This window comes from Rhodoferax sp., assembly GCF_018063565.1.
Lineage (GTDB): Bacteria > Pseudomonadota > Gammaproteobacteria > Burkholderiales > Burkholderiaceae_C > Rhodoferax.
In genome coordinates, this window is record NZ_JAGPBB010000043.1 from 1 (window position 1) to 19,053 (window position 19,053).

General features: G+C 59.6%; 20 protein-coding genes and 1 tRNA gene. 11 read left to right on the plus strand and 10 right to left on the minus strand.

Annotated features, from left to right (window positions below; all coding sequences use genetic code 11):
• Window positions 1–484: 484 nt before the first annotated feature.
• Complete coding sequence (locus KBF66_RS11310) at window positions 485–901, minus strand: response regulator (protein WP_296656495.1); 417 nt, start codon at window positions 899–901, stop codon at window positions 485–487.
• A 214-nt stretch (window positions 902–1,115) separates the two neighbouring features.
• Here KBF66_RS11310 and KBF66_RS11315 point away from each other — a divergent pair, with 214 nt between their 5' ends.
• Entirely contained in the window at window positions 1,116–2,039 is a 924-nt protein-coding gene (locus KBF66_RS11315; protein WP_296656497.1) for a DUF3616 domain-containing protein, read from the plus strand.
• 270 nt (window positions 2,040–2,309) lie between these two features.
• Here the strand turns inward: KBF66_RS11315 and KBF66_RS11320 are convergent.
• From KBF66_RS11320 to KBF66_RS11340, 5 genes are all read right to left on the minus strand, one after another.
• Window positions 2,310–2,386, minus strand: a tRNA-Met gene (locus KBF66_RS11320).
• Window positions 2,387–2,474: 88 nt separating this feature from the next.
• The gene (locus KBF66_RS11325; RefSeq protein ID WP_296656499.1) at window positions 2,475–3,254 is read right to left on the minus strand and encodes an enoyl-CoA hydratase; all 780 of its coding nucleotides are present in this window, start codon (window positions 3,252–3,254) and stop codon (window positions 2,475–2,477) included.
• 31 nt (window positions 3,255–3,285) lie between these two features.
• On the minus strand, window positions 3,286–5,094 hold the full coding sequence (locus KBF66_RS11330) for a peptidase M61 (protein ID WP_296656500.1): 1,809 nt from the start codon (window positions 5,092–5,094) through the stop codon (window positions 3,286–3,288).
• Window positions 5,091–5,810 carry a DsbC family protein gene (locus KBF66_RS11335; protein WP_296656502.1) on the minus strand — a complete coding sequence of 240 codons (720 nt, stop codon included), beginning with the start codon at window positions 5,808–5,810 and terminating at the stop codon, window positions 5,091–5,093. The genes KBF66_RS11330 and KBF66_RS11335 overlap by 4 nt, the downstream gene beginning before the upstream one ends.
• 20 nt (window positions 5,811–5,830) lie before the next feature.
• Window positions 5,831–6,949: an FAD-dependent monooxygenase gene (locus KBF66_RS11340; RefSeq protein WP_296656504.1), complete on the minus strand. Its 1,119-nt coding sequence runs from the start codon at window positions 6,947–6,949 to the stop codon at window positions 5,831–5,833.
• A gap of 68 nt (window positions 6,950–7,017) precedes the next feature.
• On the opposite strand from KBF66_RS11340, the gene KBF66_RS11345 reads away from it, so the two are divergent.
• Together KBF66_RS11345 and ychF are read left to right on the plus strand one after the other, a co-directional pair.
• On the plus strand, window positions 7,018–7,374 hold the full coding sequence (locus KBF66_RS11345) for a rhodanese-like domain-containing protein (protein ID WP_296656507.1): 357 nt from the start codon (window positions 7,018–7,020) through the stop codon (window positions 7,372–7,374).
• 221 nt (window positions 7,375–7,595) lie between these two features.
• The gene (ychF, locus tag KBF66_RS11350; RefSeq protein ID WP_296656558.1) at window positions 7,596–8,690 is read left to right on the plus strand and encodes a redox-regulated ATPase YchF; all 1,095 of its coding nucleotides are present in this window, start codon (window positions 7,596–7,598) and stop codon (window positions 8,688–8,690) included.
• Between the two features lie 40 nt (window positions 8,691–8,730).
• Here the strand turns inward: ychF and KBF66_RS11355 are convergent, their stop codons facing one another.
• Complete coding sequence (locus tag KBF66_RS11355) at window positions 8,731–9,219, minus strand: YqaA family protein (RefSeq protein WP_296656560.1); 489 nt, start codon at window positions 9,217–9,219, stop codon at window positions 8,731–8,733.
• A gap of 87 nt (window positions 9,220–9,306) precedes the next feature.
• Between KBF66_RS11355 and dusB the strand changes: the two genes are divergently transcribed.
• The 3 genes from dusB (at window position 9,307) to purH (ending at window position 12,259) form a co-directional block, all read left to right on the plus strand.
• Complete coding sequence (dusB, locus tag KBF66_RS11360) at window positions 9,307–10,359, plus strand: tRNA dihydrouridine synthase DusB (protein WP_296656510.1); 1,053 nt, start codon at window positions 9,307–9,309, stop codon at window positions 10,357–10,359.
• Window positions 10,356–10,592 carry a helix-turn-helix domain-containing protein gene (locus KBF66_RS11365; RefSeq protein ID WP_296656513.1) on the plus strand — a complete coding sequence of 79 codons (237 nt, stop codon included), beginning with the start codon at window positions 10,356–10,358 and terminating at the stop codon, window positions 10,590–10,592. Before dusB ends, KBF66_RS11365 begins: the two co-directional genes overlap by 4 nt.
• A gap of 71 nt (window positions 10,593–10,663) precedes the next feature.
• Window positions 10,664–12,259 carry a bifunctional phosphoribosylaminoimidazolecarboxamide formyltransferase/IMP cyclohydrolase gene (purH, locus tag KBF66_RS11370; RefSeq protein ID WP_296656515.1) on the plus strand — a complete coding sequence of 532 codons (1,596 nt, stop codon included), beginning with the start codon at window positions 10,664–10,666 and terminating at the stop codon, window positions 12,257–12,259.
• A gap of 71 nt (window positions 12,260–12,330) precedes the next feature.
• Here purH and KBF66_RS11375 read toward each other — a convergent pair whose 3' ends face one another.
• Genes KBF66_RS11375 through KBF66_RS11385 form a run of 3 tightly spaced genes read right to left on the minus strand, consistent with a single transcriptional unit; the run spans window position 12,331 to window position 15,030 of the window.
• Window positions 12,331–12,726 carry a rhodanese-like domain-containing protein gene (locus KBF66_RS11375; RefSeq protein ID WP_296656517.1) on the minus strand — a complete coding sequence of 132 codons (396 nt, stop codon included), beginning with the start codon at window positions 12,724–12,726 and terminating at the stop codon, window positions 12,331–12,333.
• Between the two features lie 58 nt (window positions 12,727–12,784).
• Window positions 12,785–14,101, minus strand: a complete 1,317-nt coding sequence (hemL, locus tag KBF66_RS11380) for a glutamate-1-semialdehyde 2,1-aminomutase (protein ID WP_296656520.1) — start codon at window positions 14,099–14,101, stop codon at window positions 12,785–12,787.
• Window positions 14,102–14,121: 20 nt separating this feature from the next.
• A complete protein-coding gene (locus tag KBF66_RS11385) occupies window positions 14,122–15,030 on the minus strand; it encodes a bifunctional hydroxymethylpyrimidine kinase/phosphomethylpyrimidine kinase (RefSeq protein ID WP_296656522.1) in 909 nt (302 codons plus the stop codon).
• Between the two features lie 110 nt (window positions 15,031–15,140).
• On the opposite strand from KBF66_RS11385, the gene KBF66_RS11390 reads away from it, so the two are divergent.
• From KBF66_RS11390 to KBF66_RS11410, 5 genes are all read left to right on the plus strand, one after another.
• The gene (locus KBF66_RS11390) at window positions 15,141–15,314 is read left to right on the plus strand and encodes a rubredoxin (protein WP_296656524.1); all 174 of its coding nucleotides are present in this window, start codon (window positions 15,141–15,143) and stop codon (window positions 15,312–15,314) included.
• 96 nt (window positions 15,315–15,410) lie between these two features.
• The gene (locus tag KBF66_RS11395; RefSeq protein ID WP_296656526.1) at window positions 15,411–15,812 is read left to right on the plus strand and encodes a response regulator; all 402 of its coding nucleotides are present in this window, start codon (window positions 15,411–15,413) and stop codon (window positions 15,810–15,812) included.
• On the plus strand, window positions 15,809–16,174 hold the full coding sequence (locus tag KBF66_RS11400) for a response regulator (RefSeq protein ID WP_296656528.1): 366 nt from the start codon (window positions 15,809–15,811) through the stop codon (window positions 16,172–16,174). The genes KBF66_RS11395 and KBF66_RS11400 overlap by 4 nt, the downstream gene beginning before the upstream one ends.
• 13 nt (window positions 16,175–16,187) lie before the next feature.
• Window positions 16,188–16,712, plus strand: coding sequence for a chemotaxis protein CheW (locus tag KBF66_RS11405; protein WP_296656530.1), 525 nt, complete (start codon window positions 16,188–16,190; stop codon window positions 16,710–16,712).
• Window positions 16,713–16,733: 21 nt separating this feature from the next.
• On the plus strand, window positions 16,734–19,016 hold the full coding sequence (locus KBF66_RS11410; protein ID WP_296656533.1) for a methyl-accepting chemotaxis protein: 2,283 nt from the start codon (window positions 16,734–16,736) through the stop codon (window positions 19,014–19,016).
• Window positions 19,017–19,053: the final 37 nt, after the last annotated feature.

Sequence of the window (19,053 nt, forward strand, 5' to 3'; positions counted from 1 at the left end):
TTCAGCGCAGGCCATGACAACACCAGCGAGAAAGGCCAACTCAACCAAATAACGCATTGAATTCATCCCCCGCTTCCACCGGCCAGGATAGTTGTCGCCGAGCGGTCAGGATAGTTGACGTCAAGCAGTTTTCTACAACCGTGTCAAAGGTGAGATGGAATATGCCCTATCCAGCATGGGGTTGACAAGTTTGGTGATTGCTCGGCCTTCATTGCTGGACGGCAACAGGAAAGTTCTCGGCCAAACTGACCGTACGGGCGAGGGGATTCGCGTGTGGCTAACTCGCCGCCGGCGGCCACTCGTCCCGGTGAACTACCGTGCCATCTTGGCCAAGGATGTGGCAAATTCACTGGTACGGGTAGTTCAGACGGCCAAGCCGGGGTCGTGACGCTCATGTCGGGTCAGATGCAGGGTGGCCAGTAGCGTGGGCAGTCCTGCCGCAAATGTCTCACATGCGGATGGCCTTTGCCTTACTAGAAGCCACTCAATAGTGGGGATGCATGGCATGCACAAGCTTTGCCCTGAGCGTTTCAGCACAGGGTGGCTTCACGATGTAACCACTTGCATGCAGGGGTAGAGCACTTTTTAGCGTATCAGGGCTGGAGTCGGAGCTCAGGAAGATGACGGGGATGTCCCGGCGCACCGGATTGATATCAGCTCGCAATCGTCGAACAAACTCAAAGCCGTCGATGGGTTTCATGTGAATGTCCGTCAATATCACCGACGGTGAAAAGCTTGCCATCACCTTTAGCGCATCGAACCCGTCAGCACAGCTTCGAATCGCTTGAACATGCAGGTTTTTCAGGGTGGTTTCGAGAAACTCGCGGATGATGGGGTCATCATCAATCACCAGCACTTTGATGTTTCTGAGATCATGACTGCCTTGTAAAGAATCGCTCATGGTCGATAGTGTCGTGAAATTCCCTTGCCCTCGCTTTGACCTTGAACAACCTTGGCCGGGGCACAAACGGAATTTAAGTACTCGGCTGACGCCGCCTTCAAGTCATCCGACATCACCACCGGCCGAGGCACGCAGTACGCGAGGCAAACGCCAGAGTCGTGTTCTAGACAGATACCTGCCAACCCAAAGTTTTTATTGAGACAAAATGACGGTCATGAAGACCAGTTCCGTTCCCACATTTCTGCGCATGACGGGCCTGTACGAACCCTCTGCGATTCAGCAACTTGCAGACGGGCGTTTCCTGGTGGTTGAAGATGAAAAGCAGCACTCCTTCAGCCTGGTCAACATTGGCTTGGAAAACGATTTTGAAAGCAAACCACTGGGACCTGGGTGGTTTCAATCCAGCAACCCGTTCTGGAAACTTGACGACCTCGAAGGGCTTGCGATAGATAACCTGGGTTACCTGTACGCGGTCACATCGCATTCGCGCACCGAAGATGGCGACGAGAAGAAGGCACGTGGAAGATTGGTGCGCTTTCGTATCGAGGGTGATCGGGTGACCGATATGGTCGTGGTGGATGGGCTCAAACGTGCCTTGATCGCGGCGCATCCACTGCTTGCTAGCGCCGCGCGATTTGAAGACGTCAAGTCTGGCGACGGACTCAACATCGAAGCGCTGGAGATCAGCGCGGACCGGCAAAGGTTATTGCTGGGTTTTCGCAGCCCTTTGCAGGGCAGCTTTGCCATTGTTGCCAGCGTTGAGAATCCAACGGAGATGTTTGAAATCGAAGCGCCGCCAAAGGTCGCAGCAACTCTTCAGCTACTGGATCTTGGTGGACAGGGAATTCGCGGGATGACCTTCGTTGCCTCGATAAATGGTTACCTTCTTATCAGCGGTCCAGCCTCTCGTGGACAAGAGGCGTTCGGGCTTTGGTTCTGGAGCGGCCAACCCGATGCACCCGCACGGCGCGTCTCAGTTGCAGGCTTGCCAAGTTTGGAGCGCGCGGAAGGACTATGCCCGGCAGTCATTGATGGAGCGCCAAAAATTATCATCGTCAGTGACGACGGCAATCGCAAAGAAGGCCGATTCGCCCAGTTTTTGATGCTCGAGCCAGGGCAGTTGGAGATTGCCCTCTAACGAAGAGACTTCAAGAAAATGAATATGCACTTGTTTGACGTACCGCTTGGCTGTCTCATTGGGCAACCTTCAATTGCTGTGCCATATCACATCGCTTTTCAGACTACATTGGGATGACTCAGCTCAGAGTGTGAAGTGCAGCCTACGGTGGCCCAAAATGGCACAAATTTAGTAGCAAAACACTCAAGTGGCAGCTGCTGTAAGTGTTTGAAAACGTTGGGGATTTAGAAAAAGAAAAGCCAAACTGAAAAGAGTTTGGCTAAAAATGACTGGTGGTGATAGGTGGATTTGAACCACCGACATCAGCATTATGAATGCTGCGCTCTAACCAACTGAGCTATATCACCAGCGAGGCAGCATTATAGCCATGTATCGGGGCCTCTTTTTGCTGGTAAGACCCGGATGGTTTGCCAACCTCAGGGGTATATGGCTGGCTTAGCTGTGCGTGAAAACGGCCTTGCGTTTGCTCACAAACGCGTCCATCCCTTCTTTCTGGTCAGCCGTGGCAAACAGGGCGTGAAACAGCCGTCGCTCAAACATCACACCGTCGCTCAAACCACTTTCAAAGGCGCGGTTGATCGACTCTTTGGCGGCGATGGTGGCAATTTGAGAATACTCACCGATCATCAGTGCAGCGCCCAGTGCCTCGTCCATCAGTTTGTCCAACGGCACCACACGACTGACCAGACCCGCCCGCTCGGCCTCTGTGGCATCCATCATGCGGCCGGTCAATGCCAGGTCCATGGCTTTGGCCTTGCCAACCGCCCGGGGCAGACGCTGCGTGCCGCCGGCCCCGGGGATGATGCCCAATTTGATCTCGGGCTGCCCAAACCGGGCGTTGTCGGCCGCGATGATGAAGTCACACATCATCGCCAGCTCACAGCCACCACCCAGGGCAAAACCACTCACTGCTGCGATGACCGGTTTGCGCACCGCGCGGATTTGCTCCCAGTTGCGGGTAATGAAGTCACCCTTGTAAACGTCGGCGAAACTGTATTGGGCCATGCCGCCAATGTCGGCCCCTGCGGCAAACGCCTTTTCGCTGCCCGTGACAATCATGCAGGCGATGGCCGTATCGGCATCAAATGCCTGCAGGGCTTGACCCAGCTCGGTCATCAACTGGTCGTTGAGGGCGTTGAGCTGTTTGGGGCGGTTCAGGGTGATGATGCCGACTTTGCTGGCCTCGGTGCGCACAGTGATCAGTTCGTAGTTCATGGTGGGGTCTCTTGGTTGGTGAGTTGTCGTGTTATACCGCCGTTCCGGCCAGCCAGGGTGTGGCCAAGGCCAGGTCGTTGACGCCCAGTTTGACCAACTTGGCTGTCAGCGTCAGCTTGACCTTCAAATGGCAAAGGCGTTGGTCGCGCGCCACCAGCGCAGTAAAGTTCTGCTGGTCGCCAAGGTACAGCGCCAGGTCGTCGAGTTTGTTCATTCGCCAGCCTTGCGCCGGGTGACCCTGGCCCACCTCAATGCCAAGCCATTCGTCACCGGCCGCAAAACCCGCTTGCTCTGCAACACTGTCACGCAGCACCGATTTGATGCGAATGCCACCCTGTTCACTCACCCGCAGTCCCAACTGATCGGCCCAGAGTGCCTTCTCTTCGGTGTAGGCGATCCCCAGGCTCTGCAACAACGGCTGCACCGGCAGATCGTCGGTGCCGTGGACCCAATCGGTCAGCTGAGCGGCAAAAGACTGCCCCGACAGCGCTTGCAGCGTTGCCAGCAGATCGGCCTCCGTCATGGGGCCACCCTGGCAGCGCGACCAAAGTTCGCGCATCACGGCGTCCAGGCTGGTGCGGCCACTTTGGCGCAGACTCAGGTCCAGACACAGGGCCACCAGTGCCCCTTTGGTGTAGTAACTGACAGTGGCGTTCACCGTGTTTTCGTCAGGACGGTAGTATTTGATCCAGGCATCAAAACTTGCCTGTGCCACACTTTGCAGTTGCCGCCCGGGCGTTTGCAGGACTTGGTGGATGGTTTTTGCCAGCAGATTGAGGTAGGTGGCATCATCGATCAAGCCGGCGCGGCGCAACAGCAAGTCGTCGTAGTAGCTGGTAAACCCCTCAAAAAACCACAACAGCTCGGTGTAGTTCTCGCGGCTGTAGTCATAGCTTGCAAATTCTGCCGGGCGCAGTCGTTTGACGCTCCAGGTGTGAAAGTACTCGTGGCTGATCAGGCCAAGCAGGGTGGTGTAGCCGTCAGTCGCAGCCAAATCTGTCGCCTGGTCTCGCTTTGGCAGATCCGAGCGCTTGCAAATCAGCGCAGTGCTGTGGCGGTGCTCCAGGCCGCCATAACCATTGTCTGTGGCACTGAGCATGAAGACATAGCGGTCATGCCCTGGTTTTGATCGCCTGGTTCGGCGGCCATGACCATGCCAGAAGCTGATCTCTGTTTCACAAATCGCCTGGGTGTCCTTGAGCAGGCGTTCACCATCAAAACTGGCCGGGGCGCCGGCCACCACCAGCCGGTGCACAATGCCCCCTGCCGCAAAGGAGCCGCTCCAGAACGCCCCCAACTCCACCGGCGAATCCACAAGCTCATCGTAATCCCCTGCCACATAGCTGCCAAAACCATTGGCTGCGGTGGTTTCGGCGCGCAGGCTGCACGCCATTTGCCAGTCAGCGGGCAAGCCATCGTTGATCACCTGCAGCCGGTGTGGCCGCCCTTCCTGACCGTGCACCTTCAGGCACACACTGGTTCCGTTGAAAAAACCGCGTTCGGTGTCCAGCCAGGCGGTGCGTACCGAGGCATCCAGCGCATACACCATGTAGCTCAGTGCCAGCGTTTTGCCGGGTTGACAGTCGATCTGCCAAGTGCATTTGTCAAGCTGTTGCACGGTGAGCGCCTTGCCGTCCTGGCGCGCTTGCAGACCTTGCAGGTGTTTGGAAAACTCGCGCAAAAGGTAGCTGCCGGCAATCCAGGTCGGCAGGCTGACCACCTGCCGTGCCGCCGGTCGTGTGATGGTCACGGTGATCGCGAACAAATGGGCGTGCAGGCTGTGCACCGCCACCGCGTAGCAGACAGTCGGGGCGCGCACAGACCGCGTGGCAGCTGTCATTTGGGGTTGGTCACCAGTGTCAGACGTTGTTCCACCTGGTCAGCACCAATGGCACCGGGGACCCGGGAGCCATCGGCAAACACCAGCGTGGGTGTCCCCGTGACCTTGTACTTTTTGCCCAGCTTGACATTGCGATCGACGGCCTGGGTGTCGCATTTGGCAGCGGCGGGTTCCACATCGTTGAGCATCCAGTCCTGCCAGGCTTTGCCCTTGTCTTTGGCGCACCAGATGTTTTTCGAGGTCTCGATAGATTTCTGCCCCAGCACCGGATACAAAAACATGTGGATGGTGATGTTGTTGACCTTTTGCAGGCCCTCTTCAAAGCGTTTGCAGTAACCGCAGTTGGGGTCTTCGAACACCGCAAGTTTGCGTTTGCCATTGCCGCGCACGATGGTAAAGGCATCCTTGAGCGGCAAATCATCAAACACAATGGCGGTCAACTTATCCACCCGCTCTTCGGTGAGGTTGCGCCGCTGCTTGGTATCGATCAGATTGCCCTGGATCAGGTAGTTGGCCTGGGAGTCGGTGTAGTAGATGTCCGTGCCGTTGACGCGCACTTCAAACAGCCCATCGACCGGTGTCTTGCTCACCTCATCAATTTTTTCCAGCTGCGGTATGCGCTCGGCCAGGTTTTTGCGAATGGCCGCTTCCTGCGCCTGCAGCCCGCTGCTCAGCAGCAAAGCGCAGCCCAGCAGGGTCATGTGAAGTGATTTCATAAGGATTGGTTCAATCTTGATTACAGGCCCATGGCATAACGCGCGGCGCGTTCTTTGGCAAATCCGCTGCGCTCGAACCCCTTCATGCCCCAGTTGCGCAGGTTTTGCCAGGTGTTGCCATCTTTGTAAAACAGCTGCTGCAAGGTGTCCATGGCCGCCGCGGTGGCAGTCACCTCGGTGCGGCGCGCCCGCTCGTAGCGGCGCAGCAGCTTGTGGTCAGCCACGCTTCGCCAGTATTCGCGGCCATGCAGGACGGCCGCCAACTCGGCCACATCGCCCAAGCCCAGGTTCAGGCCCTGCCCGGCCAGCGGATGCACGTTGTGCGCCGCATCACCTGCCAGCGCCCAGGCCTGGCCCAGGGTGTGGCCGATCCAGCGACTGGCTTGAGCCGACTGTAGCGGCCAGGCCTTGCGCGGACCACTGAGCGCCAGTTTGCCCAGACAAGCGCCACTGATGTCTTGCAACTCGGCACAAAAATCTTCCTCGCTGGCCTCCAGCAAGTCTTGTGTCCGCGCTTCCTGCACCGACCACACGATCGCCACTTCATGGCCTTGTGATCCTTGCAAAGGCAAAAACGCCAAAATTTCGCCGGGCGTGAACCACTGGCGTGCCATCTGTGCGTGGGGCAACTCACATTGCAGGCGGGTTGCAATGGCGTGCTGCGGGTAGCGCGACACCACAAATTCAACCCCGAGTTCCTCTCGACTACGGCTGGCCTTGCCCTCACACACCACGGTCAACGTGGCCGGCACTGGCGCCTCAAGCAACTCGATCTGTGGCTGAAAACGCACCGCCTCAGCCAGCTGGGCCTCCAGTGCCGGCACATCGACAATCCAGGTCAGGGCCGCAACATCCAGATCAAGCGACGAGAAATTCACTTCTCCCCCATCGTCACCCCGTACACACATGTGGGTCACAGCGGTGGCGTGATGGGCATCGGGCCAGCAGCGTACTGACTCCAGCAGAGCCTGCGACTTGGCGTTGAGTGCATAGGCGCGCACGTCGGGCGCCGGCGTGCCGGTCACGGCGGGGCTTTGGGTGACCAAGCCGACACGCAGGCGCTCACGCGCCAGCAGCAGCGCCAGCGTGTGCCCCACAATGCCACCACCACGGATGCAAATATCAAAATGATGTGTCATGTCTGAATTGTAGGAGTGCTGATTCAACTCACCGATACTGCGGTTTTTTGCGTCAAGTGAGGAGTTTTATGGATATCGGGAATTTATTCGGGCAGTACTGGCCCTTCATGGCACTGGTGCTCTGGTTTGGCTACAAGTGGTGGAACTCCAGGCGGGTGGTCGCCATGTTGCCAGAACTCAAGTTGAAAGGCGCAACCCTGGTGGATGTGCGCTCTGCGGGTGAATTTGCACATGGCAACGCCCCAGGCACCATCAACATCCCCCTGCAGGAACTGGGCAGCCGCCTCAGCGAGATTCCCAAAACCGCGCCGGTGGTGGTCTGCTGCGCCAGTGGCACTCGCAGCGGCATGGCCAGGTTCCTGCTGAAAAAAAATGGCTACCAGAATGTGTACAACATTGGCACCTGGAGCAAGTTTTTGGGCTAGTCGGAACCTCCTGGGTGGGCGTCCATGGCGGGTTTCGGCCAAAACGCACGGATCATTACAATCGCCACCCATCTTGTGGGACTGACATCAGGACAGGCGCAGCCAGAGGGCGGGCAGGGGTGTCTGTCCTGTCCCCCTTTTTTCCATGTTGCCTGCGCGCATAGGCGCTGAAACCCTGTGCACATGGGGTTCGAGCTGCCATCGCGTATTGATTTTGGAGGATTTTTATGAAATGTGGCATCGTGGGCTTGCCCAACGTCGGTAAATCGACCCTGTTCAACGCGCTGACCAAAGCGGGTATTGCGGCAGAAAACTACCCCTTTTGCACCATCGAGCCCAATGTCGGCATTGTGGAAGTGCCCGATGCGCGGCTTGATGCGCTCGCGGCCATTGTCAACCCGCAGAAAATCCAGCGCGCCATCGTCGAGTTTGTCGACATCGCCGGTCTGGTGGCGGGTGCCAGCACCGGTGAGGGCCTGGGCAACAAGTTTCTGGCGCATATTCGCGAGACCGATGCCACGGTGAACGTGGTGCGCTGTTTTGAAGACGACAACGTGGTGCATGTGGCGGGCCGGGTCGATCCGATCTCTGACATTGAAGTCATCCAGACCGAGTTGTGCCTGGCCGACCTGAGCACAGTTGAGAAGTCTTTGGCGCGTTACCAGAAGGTCGCCAAATCTGGCGGCGACAAGGAAGCGGCCAAGCTGGTGGCCATTCTGGAGCGCTGCCAGGCCGCGCTGAACGAAGCCAAGCCGGTGCGCACGCTCGACTTTTCCAAAGAAGACCTGCCGCTGTTGAAACAGTTCTTTTTGATCACGGCCAAACCGGCGATGTTTGTGGCCAACGTGGCCGAAGACGGGTTTGAGCACAACCCCTACCTGGACCGGCTGAAAGATTACGCCGCCGCACAAAATGCCCCGGTGGTGGCGATCAGCGCCAAACTCGAGGCCGAGATGGCCGACATGAGTGACGAAGACCGGCTGCTGTTTCTCGAAGAAATGGGCTTGCACGAGCCGGGGCTGAACCGGCTGATCCGTGCCGCTTACGACCTGCTGGGTCTGCAGACCTATTTCACCGCGGGCGTCAAGGAGGTGCGCGCCTGGACCATCCGCAAAGGCGATACCGGCCCGCAGGCCGCGGGCGTGATCCATACTGATTTTGAGAAGGGTTATATCCGCGCCCAGACCATCGCCTATGACGACTTCATTGCCTTCAAGGGCGAGCAGGGGGCCAAGGATGCCGGCAAGATGCGCAGCGAGGGCAAGGAGTATGTGGTGAAAGACGGCGACGTCATGAACTTCCTGTTCAGTTCGTGATTATTCACGCCTCCAGCGCTTTATCATCAATACTTTCATGCTATGAAAAAAGGTTAATGACAGAAGGAAACAGTTCCAGCAGGAACGCCGTCATCAGCAGATAACGCAGGGCTTTGCCGACGGCCATATAGGCCAGACAAGGCCAGAACGGCAGCTTGAGCCAGCCCGCCACCGCGCACAGCGGATCGCCCACCAGGGGCAGCCAGGCCAGCAGGCAGGCTTTGGGGCCGAGCTTCTCCAGCCAGGCCAGGGCGCGCAGATGGTGGTCTGAATGGTGGTAGCGGTCCACCACCTTGTGCGACGCCAGCCCCATCCACCAGCTGACCGCGCCACCCAGGGTGTTGCCCGCTGTGGCCACCGCAATGGCACTCCAGAACAAATCCGGATTGAGTTTGACCAGGCCAAAGACGGCGGGTTCCGAGCCCAATGGCAGCAAGGTCGCCGAAATGAACGCCACCACAAACACCGTGCTCAGTCCGAATTTGGGCAGGGCAAGCGTTGAGAGAAGGATTTCCAGCCAGGCGTCCATGGAGGCCGCAGTGTAGACAGTCGCGGCCAGGGCATGAAGCGGCAAGGTTGAGTTGCTGAAATTTTAAGCAGATAGAATGTGCGCAGCATGAACCTCGGCCCCTACACCTTGCCCAACCGCCTGTTTGTCGCACCCATGGCCGGGGTGACGGATCTGCCCTTTCGCCGTTTGTGCAAGCAGTTGGGTGCCGGTTATGCGGTCAGCGAAATGATCACCAGCCGGCCAGACCTGCAAACCTCGCTCAAGACCTCGCGCCGGGCCAACCATGAGGGTGAACCCGGGCTGATTGCGGTGCAGATTGCCGGCACCGAGCCACAGATGATGGCGGATGCCGCCCGGCACAATATCGACCACGGCGCTCAGGTGATCGACATCAACATGGGCTGCCCGGCCAAAAAGGTCTGCAACAAGTGGGCCGGGTCGGCGCTGATGCAGGACGAGGCATTGGCGCTGCAAATTGTGTCGGCAGTGGTGCAGGCCTGCGCCCCCCGCGGTGTGCCGGTCACGCTGAAGATGCGTACCGGCTGGGCAGCGACCCAGCGCAATGCGGTCAGCATCGCCCGCGCCGCCGAGTCCGCTGGTGTGGCCATGCTGACCGTGCATGGCCGTACACGCGAGCAGGCCTATCGTGGCCAAGCCGAGTACGCCACCATTGCGCAGGTCAAGGCGGCGGTGCGTATTCCGGTGGTCGCCAATGGCGACATCGACAGCGCCCACAAGGCACGCGAAGTGCTCGCCGCCACCGGGGCTGACGCGGTGATGATTGGCCGCGCGGCGCAGGGCCGTCCGTGGATTTTTCGCGAAATGGCCCACTTTCTGGCCACCGGCGACCTGTTGGCGCCACCGCTGCTGAGCGAGCTCAGACAGCTGATGCTGGCGCATCTGCAGGACCATTACGACCTGTACGGTGAATACGCGGGCGTGCGCTCGGCGCGCAAACACGTGGGATGGTATGTTAAAAACCTGCCTGATGCCAAGGCCTTTCGTGATCGCCTCAACACGTTGGACGATTGTGGCGAGCAGCTTGACGCGGTGGCTGATTATTTTGACGAACTCAATGAGCGGCTTGACCGTGTCCCAGCGCAGACACCGGCAGCAGCGATGCAAAACAAACAAAACGAGATGGAGACCTCACTATGAAACCGACACATATTGCTGACTGCGTGCGCAGCAATCTGGAAATCTATTTGCGCGATCTGGGCAACAGCGAGCCGCACAGCATGTATGGCATGGTGGTGTCGGTGGTCGAAAAGCCGCTGCTTGAGCTGGTGATGCAGCGCACCGACAACAACCAGTCCAAAGCCGCCCAGTGGCTGGGCCTCAACCGCAACACCTTGCGCAAGAAACTGCTCGACCACAAGCTGATTGACTGAAGGCTGGGGCAGCTTGTCTGCCGCCAGACCACCCTGTATTTCAAACCCATGTTTCGCTCCAATCCACCATCATGAATGCACTCATCTCTGTCTCTGACAAAACCGGTATTGTTGAATTTGCCCAGGCGTTGCACGCGCTCGGTGTCAAGCTGTTCTCCACCGGAGGTACCGCCAAACTGCTGGCTGAGAAGGGTCTGCCGGTGACCGAGGTGGCGCAACTGACCGGGTTTCCCGAGATGCTGGACGGACGGGTCAAGACGCTGCACCCTAAAGTTCATGCCGGCCTGCTGGCGCGCCGTGACCTGCCCGAGCACATGGCCTCACTCAAGGCCTATGCCATCGACACCATCGAGCTGCTGGTGGTCAACCTGTATCCGTTTGAGGCGACGGTCGCCAAGGCGGGCTGCACGCTGGAGGACGCGATCGAAAACATCGACATTGGTGGCCCGGCCATGGTGCGCAGCGCGGCCAAGAACTGGCGTGATGTGGGGGTGCTGACCGACGCCTCGCAATACGCACAGGTGCTGGCGGAACTGGAAGGCAGCGGGGAACTCACGCTCAAGACCAAGTTTGCCCTCAGCGTGTCGGCCTTCAACCGCATCGCCCAGTACGACGCTGCCATCAGCAACTACCTGTCGGCCATTCAATTTGATGAGGCTGGCAACACCCCGGTGCCGGACCTGTTTCCGGCGCAGAGCAACAGCAATTTCATCAAACTGCAGGACCTGCGTTACGGCGAAAACCCGCACCAGAGCGCGGCGTTCTATCGTGACCTGTATCCGGCACCGGGTTCGCTGGTGACTGCCGACCAGTTGCAGGGCAAAGAGCTCAGCTACAACAACATTGCCGATGCTGATGCGGCGTGGGAATGTGTGAAGAGTTTTGACGCCTCGGGTGGGGCGGCGTGTGTCATCGTCAAGCACGCCAACCCCTGTGGCGTGGCCGTGGGGGTGGATGCACTGCAGGCATACAGCAAGGCGTTCCAGACTGACCCGACGTCGGCTTTTGGCGGCATCATTGCCCTCAACACCACCCTGGACGAGCGCGCGGCGCTGCAAATATCCAAGCAGTTTGTCGAGGTGCTGATGGCGCCCGATTACACCCCCGAGGCTTTGGCCGTGTTCAAGAGCAAGGTCAATGTGCGGATTCTGAAAATCGCGCTGCCGCAGGGAGGTGCCAGCGCCTGGCAACAGGGCCGCAACGCCATGGATGTCAAACGGGTGGGTTCGGGCCTGTTGATGCAGACCGCCGACAACCACGAACTGGCGCTGGCTGACCTCAAGGTGGTGACACGGCTCGCCCCCACCGAGGCGCAGCTGCAGGACCTGCTGTTTGCCTGGAAGGTGGGCAAATACGTCAAGAGCAACGCCATTGTGTTCTGCAAAGACGGCATGACCATGGGTGTCGGGGCCGGGCAGATGAGTCGGCTGGACTCGGCCCGCATTGCCAGCATCAAGGCGCAGGCCGCCGGCTTGTCTCTGGCCGGTACCGCGGTGGCCAGTGATGCGTTTTTTCCGTTCCGTGACGGACTCGACGTGGTGGTTGATGCCGGTGCCAGCTGCGTCATCCAGCCCGGTGGCTCCATGCGCGACCAGGAGGTGATCGACGCCGCCAACGAACGTGGCGTGGCCATGGTGTTCAGCGGCGTGCGGCATTTCCGGCACTAGCACCAAATTCATGCCAAAAGAGGTTCTAGCGCTTATCCAATAAGCGTTAGAAGCTATGATTTTTAGCTAAATCAGGGTTTCACCATGGGCCAGCCGCGCTGCGCCCACTGGCTCATGCCGCCCACCACATAGCTGGCATTGCTATACCCCATGGCTTGCAACTGCTCCACGATGCGGCTGGAGCGGTTTTGGGTGTTGCAGATCACCAGCAGCGGTTTGACGCCGGGTTTGGGCAGTTCACCCAGCCGTTTGGAGATCTGCGCAATCGGCATCAGCACGGCACCTTTGGCCACGCCTGTGGCGTGTTCGCTGGGTTCGCGGATGTCTACCACCAACGCGCTGGATTGCTCGAGTGCGGTGCGTGCCGCTTCCAGTGTGACATTGGGGGCTGCCGCCCAGGCCAGACCCGGCAGGGTGAAGCACAGACTGCTGCACAGCAGTGTGGACAAAAAAGTGATGCGTTTCATACGGTTCAGTTTCAAGAGTATCGAGGTGCCAGGAGTCTGGCGCTTTATGGCAAAAGGGTTACGGCTGCTTGTGTGATAACAAGTCAAAGACCTCGGCTGCCGCGGACAGGGTTTGCACAATGTCATCATCGCTGTGTGCGGCGCTTACAAACCCGGCCTCATACAAGGCCGGCGCAATGTAGATCCCCCGCTCCAGCAGCCCGTGGAACAAGGTGTTGAAACGTTTGCTGTCGGTGGTCATCACGGTGGCATAGTTTTGTGGCAACTGTCCGAACAGGAAGAAACCGAACATGCCACCTTCACAGTCGGCGCTGAACGGCACACCCTTGGCGGCAGCGGCTGCCTTGAGGCCGTCCACCAGGGTGCGCGTCTTGCGCGAGAGCATGTCAAAAAAACCGGGCTGCTGAATCTGCCGCAGGGTTTCGAGGCCACAGGCGGTGGCAATCGGATTGCCGCTCAGCGTGCCGGCCTGGTAGACCGGGCCGATCGGTGCCATCAGCTCCATCACTGCGCGTTTGCCGCCAAACGCAGCCAGCGGCATGCCACCGCCAATGACTTTGCCCATCACCGTCAGGTCGGGTTCAAAACCCGGGATGCTGCGGGCATAGACACTTTGCGCACCGCCGAGCGCCACCCGAAAACCGGTCATCACCTCATCGAAGACCAGCAGGGCACCATATTCGGTGCACAGTTCACGGCAGCGTTTGACAAACGGCACACTGGCCCGCACAAAGTTCATGTTGCCGGCAATCGGCTCGATCATCAGACAGGCCAGCTCGCGCCCATGCAGCGCGAACGCTTCTTCCAACTGCTGCAGGTTGTTGTATTCCAGCACCAGCGTGTGTTGCACCACCTCGGGCGGCACACCCGCACTGGTGGCGTTGCCAAACGTGGCCAGGCCCGAGCCGGCCTTGACCAGCAAGGCGTCGGCGTGGCCGTGGTAACACCCCTCAAACTTGATCAGTTTGCTGCGCCCAGTGGCGCCGCGTGCCAGGCGGATGGTGCTCATGGCGGCCTCAGTGCCCGAGCTGACCAGTCGCACCATGTCCATGGAAGGCACCAGGCGCAGGATTTCTTCGGCCAGCTCCAGCTCGCGCTCGGTCGGCGCGCCAAAGGAAAAGCCATCCAGCGCTGCTTTTTGCACCGCCTCCAGCACCGCCGGGTGACCGTGGCCCAGAATCATCGGCCCCCAGGAGCCGATGTAGTCGATAAAACGCTGGTTGTTGGCGTCCCAGAAGTAGGCGCCGTGGGCGCGCTGCACAAAGCGCGGCGTGCCACCGACGGCCTTGAAGGCGCGTACCGGTGAATTGACGCCACCCGGAATGATGTGGCGGGCGCGTTCGAATAAGGCGAGGTTCTGGTCAGTATTTGGCATGGTGTCGGGTGGGTACGTGTTCAATCAGCTTGCAAAGCATCGGTGGGTGAGTCGGTCTGGGTGTCCATATCTGTTGCTGCGTCAGCCGGTTGCGCCCAGAACAGGCGGTCCGGCAGGGCATGCCCCATGCCCGGTCGAAAACCATCTTTCAGGCTGCCTTCCAGGTACTGCAGCGCTTCGGCAAACGCATCGGTCAGGCTGTAACGGTTGGCCATCAGCGCAGCAAAAGTGGCGGCCAGGGTGTCGCCAGCACCTACAAAGCTGCCCTCCAGGCGCTCAAAGCGAGCGCTGGCCAGCAGGGTCTGGGGTGAGGCCAGGCTGTTCTCGATACCGCGTTCACCCAGGTCGATACCGGTCACCAGCGTGTAGCTGGCGCCATGCGCGCCAGCCGCAATGGCGAGGTCGCGCGCCCCCGGAGGCCGATCGCCTTGCCAGGCGGGCAGCAGCCAGCGCCGCAGGGTACTGTAGTTGCCGATCAACACCGCCGTTTCGGGCATGATCAGATCCACAAACGCTTCGTGGTAGGCGTCGATCGCATCGTTGCTCCACCACGACAGGTCGGGCATATGGGCAATCAGCGGCAGCTCGGCGTAGTCGGCCGCCACCGCTGCGACGACACCCAGGTTGTCTGGCGTACCGGCAAAACCGAGCTTGATGGCGTGCACCTCGACATCTTCCAGCACTGCACGCGCCTGCTCGGCCACCGCCTCATCATCGAGAGGATAAAAGTCAAAAATCTGCGCCGTATCCCGCGCCCAGGCCCCGGTCATGACGGGCAAGGCATGCACACCCACGCAGGCGCTGGCGATAAGGTCTGCCGCCTGGCCACCGGCTCCGCTGGGGTCACTGGCGTTGAAAGCCAGCACGCAGGCAGAAAAACCGGCTTCACCGGCGGCTGGCGGGGCGCTGGTCAGCGGGTCGGTGGGCATGGCGGCGGCGAAAATTTCTTCAGGCAGAATATGATGGGTCTCAAGGGCTGTCGCTACCCGGTTGATAGCTGAATATTAATTTTGTATTCTATTGGAAGGCTTGTTTCACCGTGACCCCAACATCAACCTGGATGTGCCTGATCTGTGGCTGGATTTATGACGAGGCCGTGGGTTGCCCGGAGCACGGTGTACCCGCAGGAACACCGTGGCATGCCTTGCCGTTGAACTGGGCTTGTCCCGAGTGTGGCGCGCGCAAAGAGGACTTTGAGATGGTGCAAATTTGAAACCAGGTGTGTCGGGTGTGTTTTAGCGGTGACGCAGGGCTGAAAAAGAGTTAACCTGTCACCCCTTGCAGGTGGTCATCTCAGGAGTAAACGCTGGTGAATACGAGGGCATCCAATTTGAAGATTCTCGTGATCGACGACAGTAACACGATACGGCGCAGCGCCGAGATTTTTCTCAAAGCCGGTCAACACGAGGTGATTTTGGCCGAAGACGGTTTTGATGCCCTGTCCAAAGTCAGCGACTTCAGCCCGGACCTGATTTTTTGCGACATTCTGATGCCCAGGCTTGACGGCTACCAGACCTGCGCCATCATCAAGCGCAATGCCCGTTTTTCTGCAGTGCCCATCGTCATGTTGTCGTCCAAGGACGGCGTGTTCGACAAGGCGCGCGGACGCATGGTGGGCGCACAGGACTATCTGACCAAGCCGTTCACCAAAGACCAGTTGCTCAAGGCGGTGGCGCAATATGGTGCTGCGCCCGGGGAGACTGCGCCGTGACGATTCACAATGTGCTGGTGGTGGACGACTCGAAAACGGAGCTGCTGTACCTGTCCGATGTGCTCAAGCGCCACGGCTTGTCAGTGCGCACCGCCGAAGGGGCTGAAGAAGCGCTGAAGCGGCTAGCGGATGCCAAACCTGACCTGATCCTGATGGACGTGGTGATGCCCGGTCAGAATGGGTTCCAGCTGACCCGATCGATCAACCGGAACCCGTTGTATGCCCATATTCCGATCATTTTGTGTACCAGCAAAAACCAGGAGACCGATCGGGTATGGGGGCTGCGCCAGGGCGCACGCGGCTACATCACCAAGCCGGTCAATGCGGCTGAATTGATGGAAAAAATCAAGGCCCTTGAATAGTCGACACGCCGCCATGTCCAAACACCAAGCGCTACGTGATCTGCAAAACCGTTTGGCTGAGCGGCTGCAAACGGCGCGTCAGCAGTCCGCAGCACAGGCCTGGCTGGCAGTGGAGGCGGGTCAGGGGCGCTATCTGTTGCCCTTGCACCAGTCGGGCGAGATTTTTTCACCGCCCTCACTGTTGCGTGTACCCTACACCTCACGCTGGTTCATCGGCGTGGCAAATTTGCGGGGCGTGCTGTATGGCGTGGTGGATCTGGCCGATTTTTTGGGGGTGTCGCTGGCACACGGTGAGGGGGTCAGCGGTGGGTCACGTGTGATCTCTCTCAACCCCGAACTGGCCGGCAACGTGGCGCTCAAGGTCGACGCACTGGTGGGTTTGCGCCGCCCCGATGCCTTTGTGCAGGTGCTTCCCGCAGCCGCAGGTTTGGCAGCTCATCTGGGGAGTCAATACCAGGATGTACAGGGGCAGCTGTGGCGGGCGCTCGACTTGCAGGCCTTGGCTCAATGGGCTGACTTTTTGAACATTGGCACTTGATATTCTGATTGAGGTGAGCTTATGTCCGTGGCAGATCAACTCCAGCGTACCTTGAAAAAGGACGCGCCAGACTCAGAGATTGACTCCGGTCTGAGCATCAGTGTGCCCGACGCATCGATGTTCCTGCCCGGCAGCGAGATCAATTCCGGTCACACCCAGTATGGGCCGCAAACCGTGTTGCCACCGCCTGGCGCGGCATTGCCGGAACCGGTGAGTGACCAGATCAGCCTGCCGCTGCTGGGTGCCCGTCCGGCGGCACAGCATCGGCGTGTCCTGTCCGCTGTGTTTTTGCTGGCGCTGCTGCTGCTGGCGTCGTTGACCTTCCTGGGACTGCGGCAAAGCGGCCAGGTGGCGCAGCAGCGGGATGCCGCAGCGGCTGGCCAGATGCAATCACAACGCCTGGCCAAAGCGGTGACGCAGGCGCTGGTCGGCAACGCCAAGTCATTTACCGAGGTCAGTGAAAGCAGTCAGGTGCTGGTCCGTTCGGTGCGTGGACTGCTTGACGGAGACGCCGAAAGCGGCCTGACAGCGGTCGATGCCGTGCCGCGGGCGCTGCTTGAGCCGGTGGAGCCGCTGGTGGGGCGGGCCGAAAAAAATGCCGCCAGTGTGCTGGCACAGAAAAAAGCCCTGACCCAGGCCGGTCCGGCGGCCCAGGCGATTTTGCGGCAAACCGCGCCCTTGATGGAGGCCGCGCAGAGCATCGCCACACTCAAGGCGCAGCATGGTGCGCCAGCCACCGAGGTCCTGGTGGCGGGTCAGCTGGCCACGCTGATACAGCGCATGGGTAAAACCAGTGCGGAGTTTCTGGGTCTGGACGGTGTCAGCCCGGAGGCAGTCGACACCTTGCGCAAAGACGTCGATACCATTGCCCTGCTGGCCGCGGCTTTGCTCGATGGTCGCGCGGATCTGGGTTTGACGGCATCGACCGACGTACAGGTGCGGGAGAAGCTGGTGGTGCTGATCAAGCTGTTTGAGGACAGCAAAGTGCAGTCCCAACTGCTTTTGGGCAGTCTGCCAGGTTTGACGGTGGCACGCGCCGCGCAGGTGGCCATCGTGGCCGACAGCGAGTCTGTGCGCCTGCGTCTGGATGAGTTGCAGTTGGCGTTGAGCCGGCAAAGCGCGTGGAGCCCCGGTATCCTGGCGGTGTTGGTGCTGGCCCTTGCGTTGGTGCTGGCCAGTGTGGCAGCGCTGGCCTATGTGGTGTTGCTTGACAGTCGGCAGCGGCAGGCGCAGGCGGAAAGCCTGCAGACCGAAGCGCAGATTCGCGAGCAGGAGGCGCGTGCGCTGGAGCAGGAGGCGCGCCGGGTCAATGCTGCCAATCAGGCCGCCATCCTGCGCTTGATGAACGAGCTGCAACTGGTGGCCGAGGGAGACCTGACGCAGCAGGCCACGGTCACGGAAGACATCACCGGGGCCATTGCCGACTCGGTCAACTACACCGTCGAGGAACTGCGCTCTCTGGTGGGCAACGTGCAAAGTACCGTGGCCAAAGTGGCTCAGACCACCTCGGATGTGGATGAAACCTCGACCGAGCTGCTGGCGGCCTCCAACGAACAACTGCATGAGATCCGTGAAACCGGACGTTCGGTGGTGGATATGGCGGGGCGCATCAATCTGGTGTCCGGGCAGGCCCAGGAGTCAGCGGCGGTGGCGCGGCAGTCCTTGCAAGCGGCCGAAACCGGTTTGCAAGCGGTGCAAAGCGCCATTGGTGGCATGAATACCCTGCGTGACCAAATTCAGGACACAGCCAAAAGAATCAAACGGCTGGGCGAGTCGTCCCAGGAAATTGGTGAAATTACCGAACTGATTTCCGACATCACCGAGCAGACCAATGTGCTGGCGCTGAATGCCGCCATCCAGGCGGCTTCAGCCGGTGAGGCCGGACGCGGCTTTTCAGTGGTGGCCGAAGAGGTACAGCGGCTGGCCGAGCGATCTGCCGACGCCACACGTCAAATTGGCGCACTGGTCAAGGCGATCCAGACCGACACCCAGGACGCGGTCGGTGCCATGGAGCGATCCACTCATGGGGTGGTTGAAGGTGCCAAGCTGTCAGACAACGCCGGCGCGGCGCTGAGCGAGATTGATCAGGTGTCGCGCCGTCTGGCCGACCTGATTGCACAGATTTCGGCGTCTACCTTGCAGGAAGCCAATCTGGCCAATGAACTGGCCGACAACATCCAGCACATTTTTGCGGTCACTGAACAGACCGGTGAGGGCACCCGGTCAACCGCCAGCCAGGTGCGTGAGCTCTCCAAAATGGCCGAAGAATTGCGCCAGTCGGTGGCGCGTTTTCGCATCGCCTGAGTTTGGTGGTGATGCCCAACCCATGACGGACTGACCC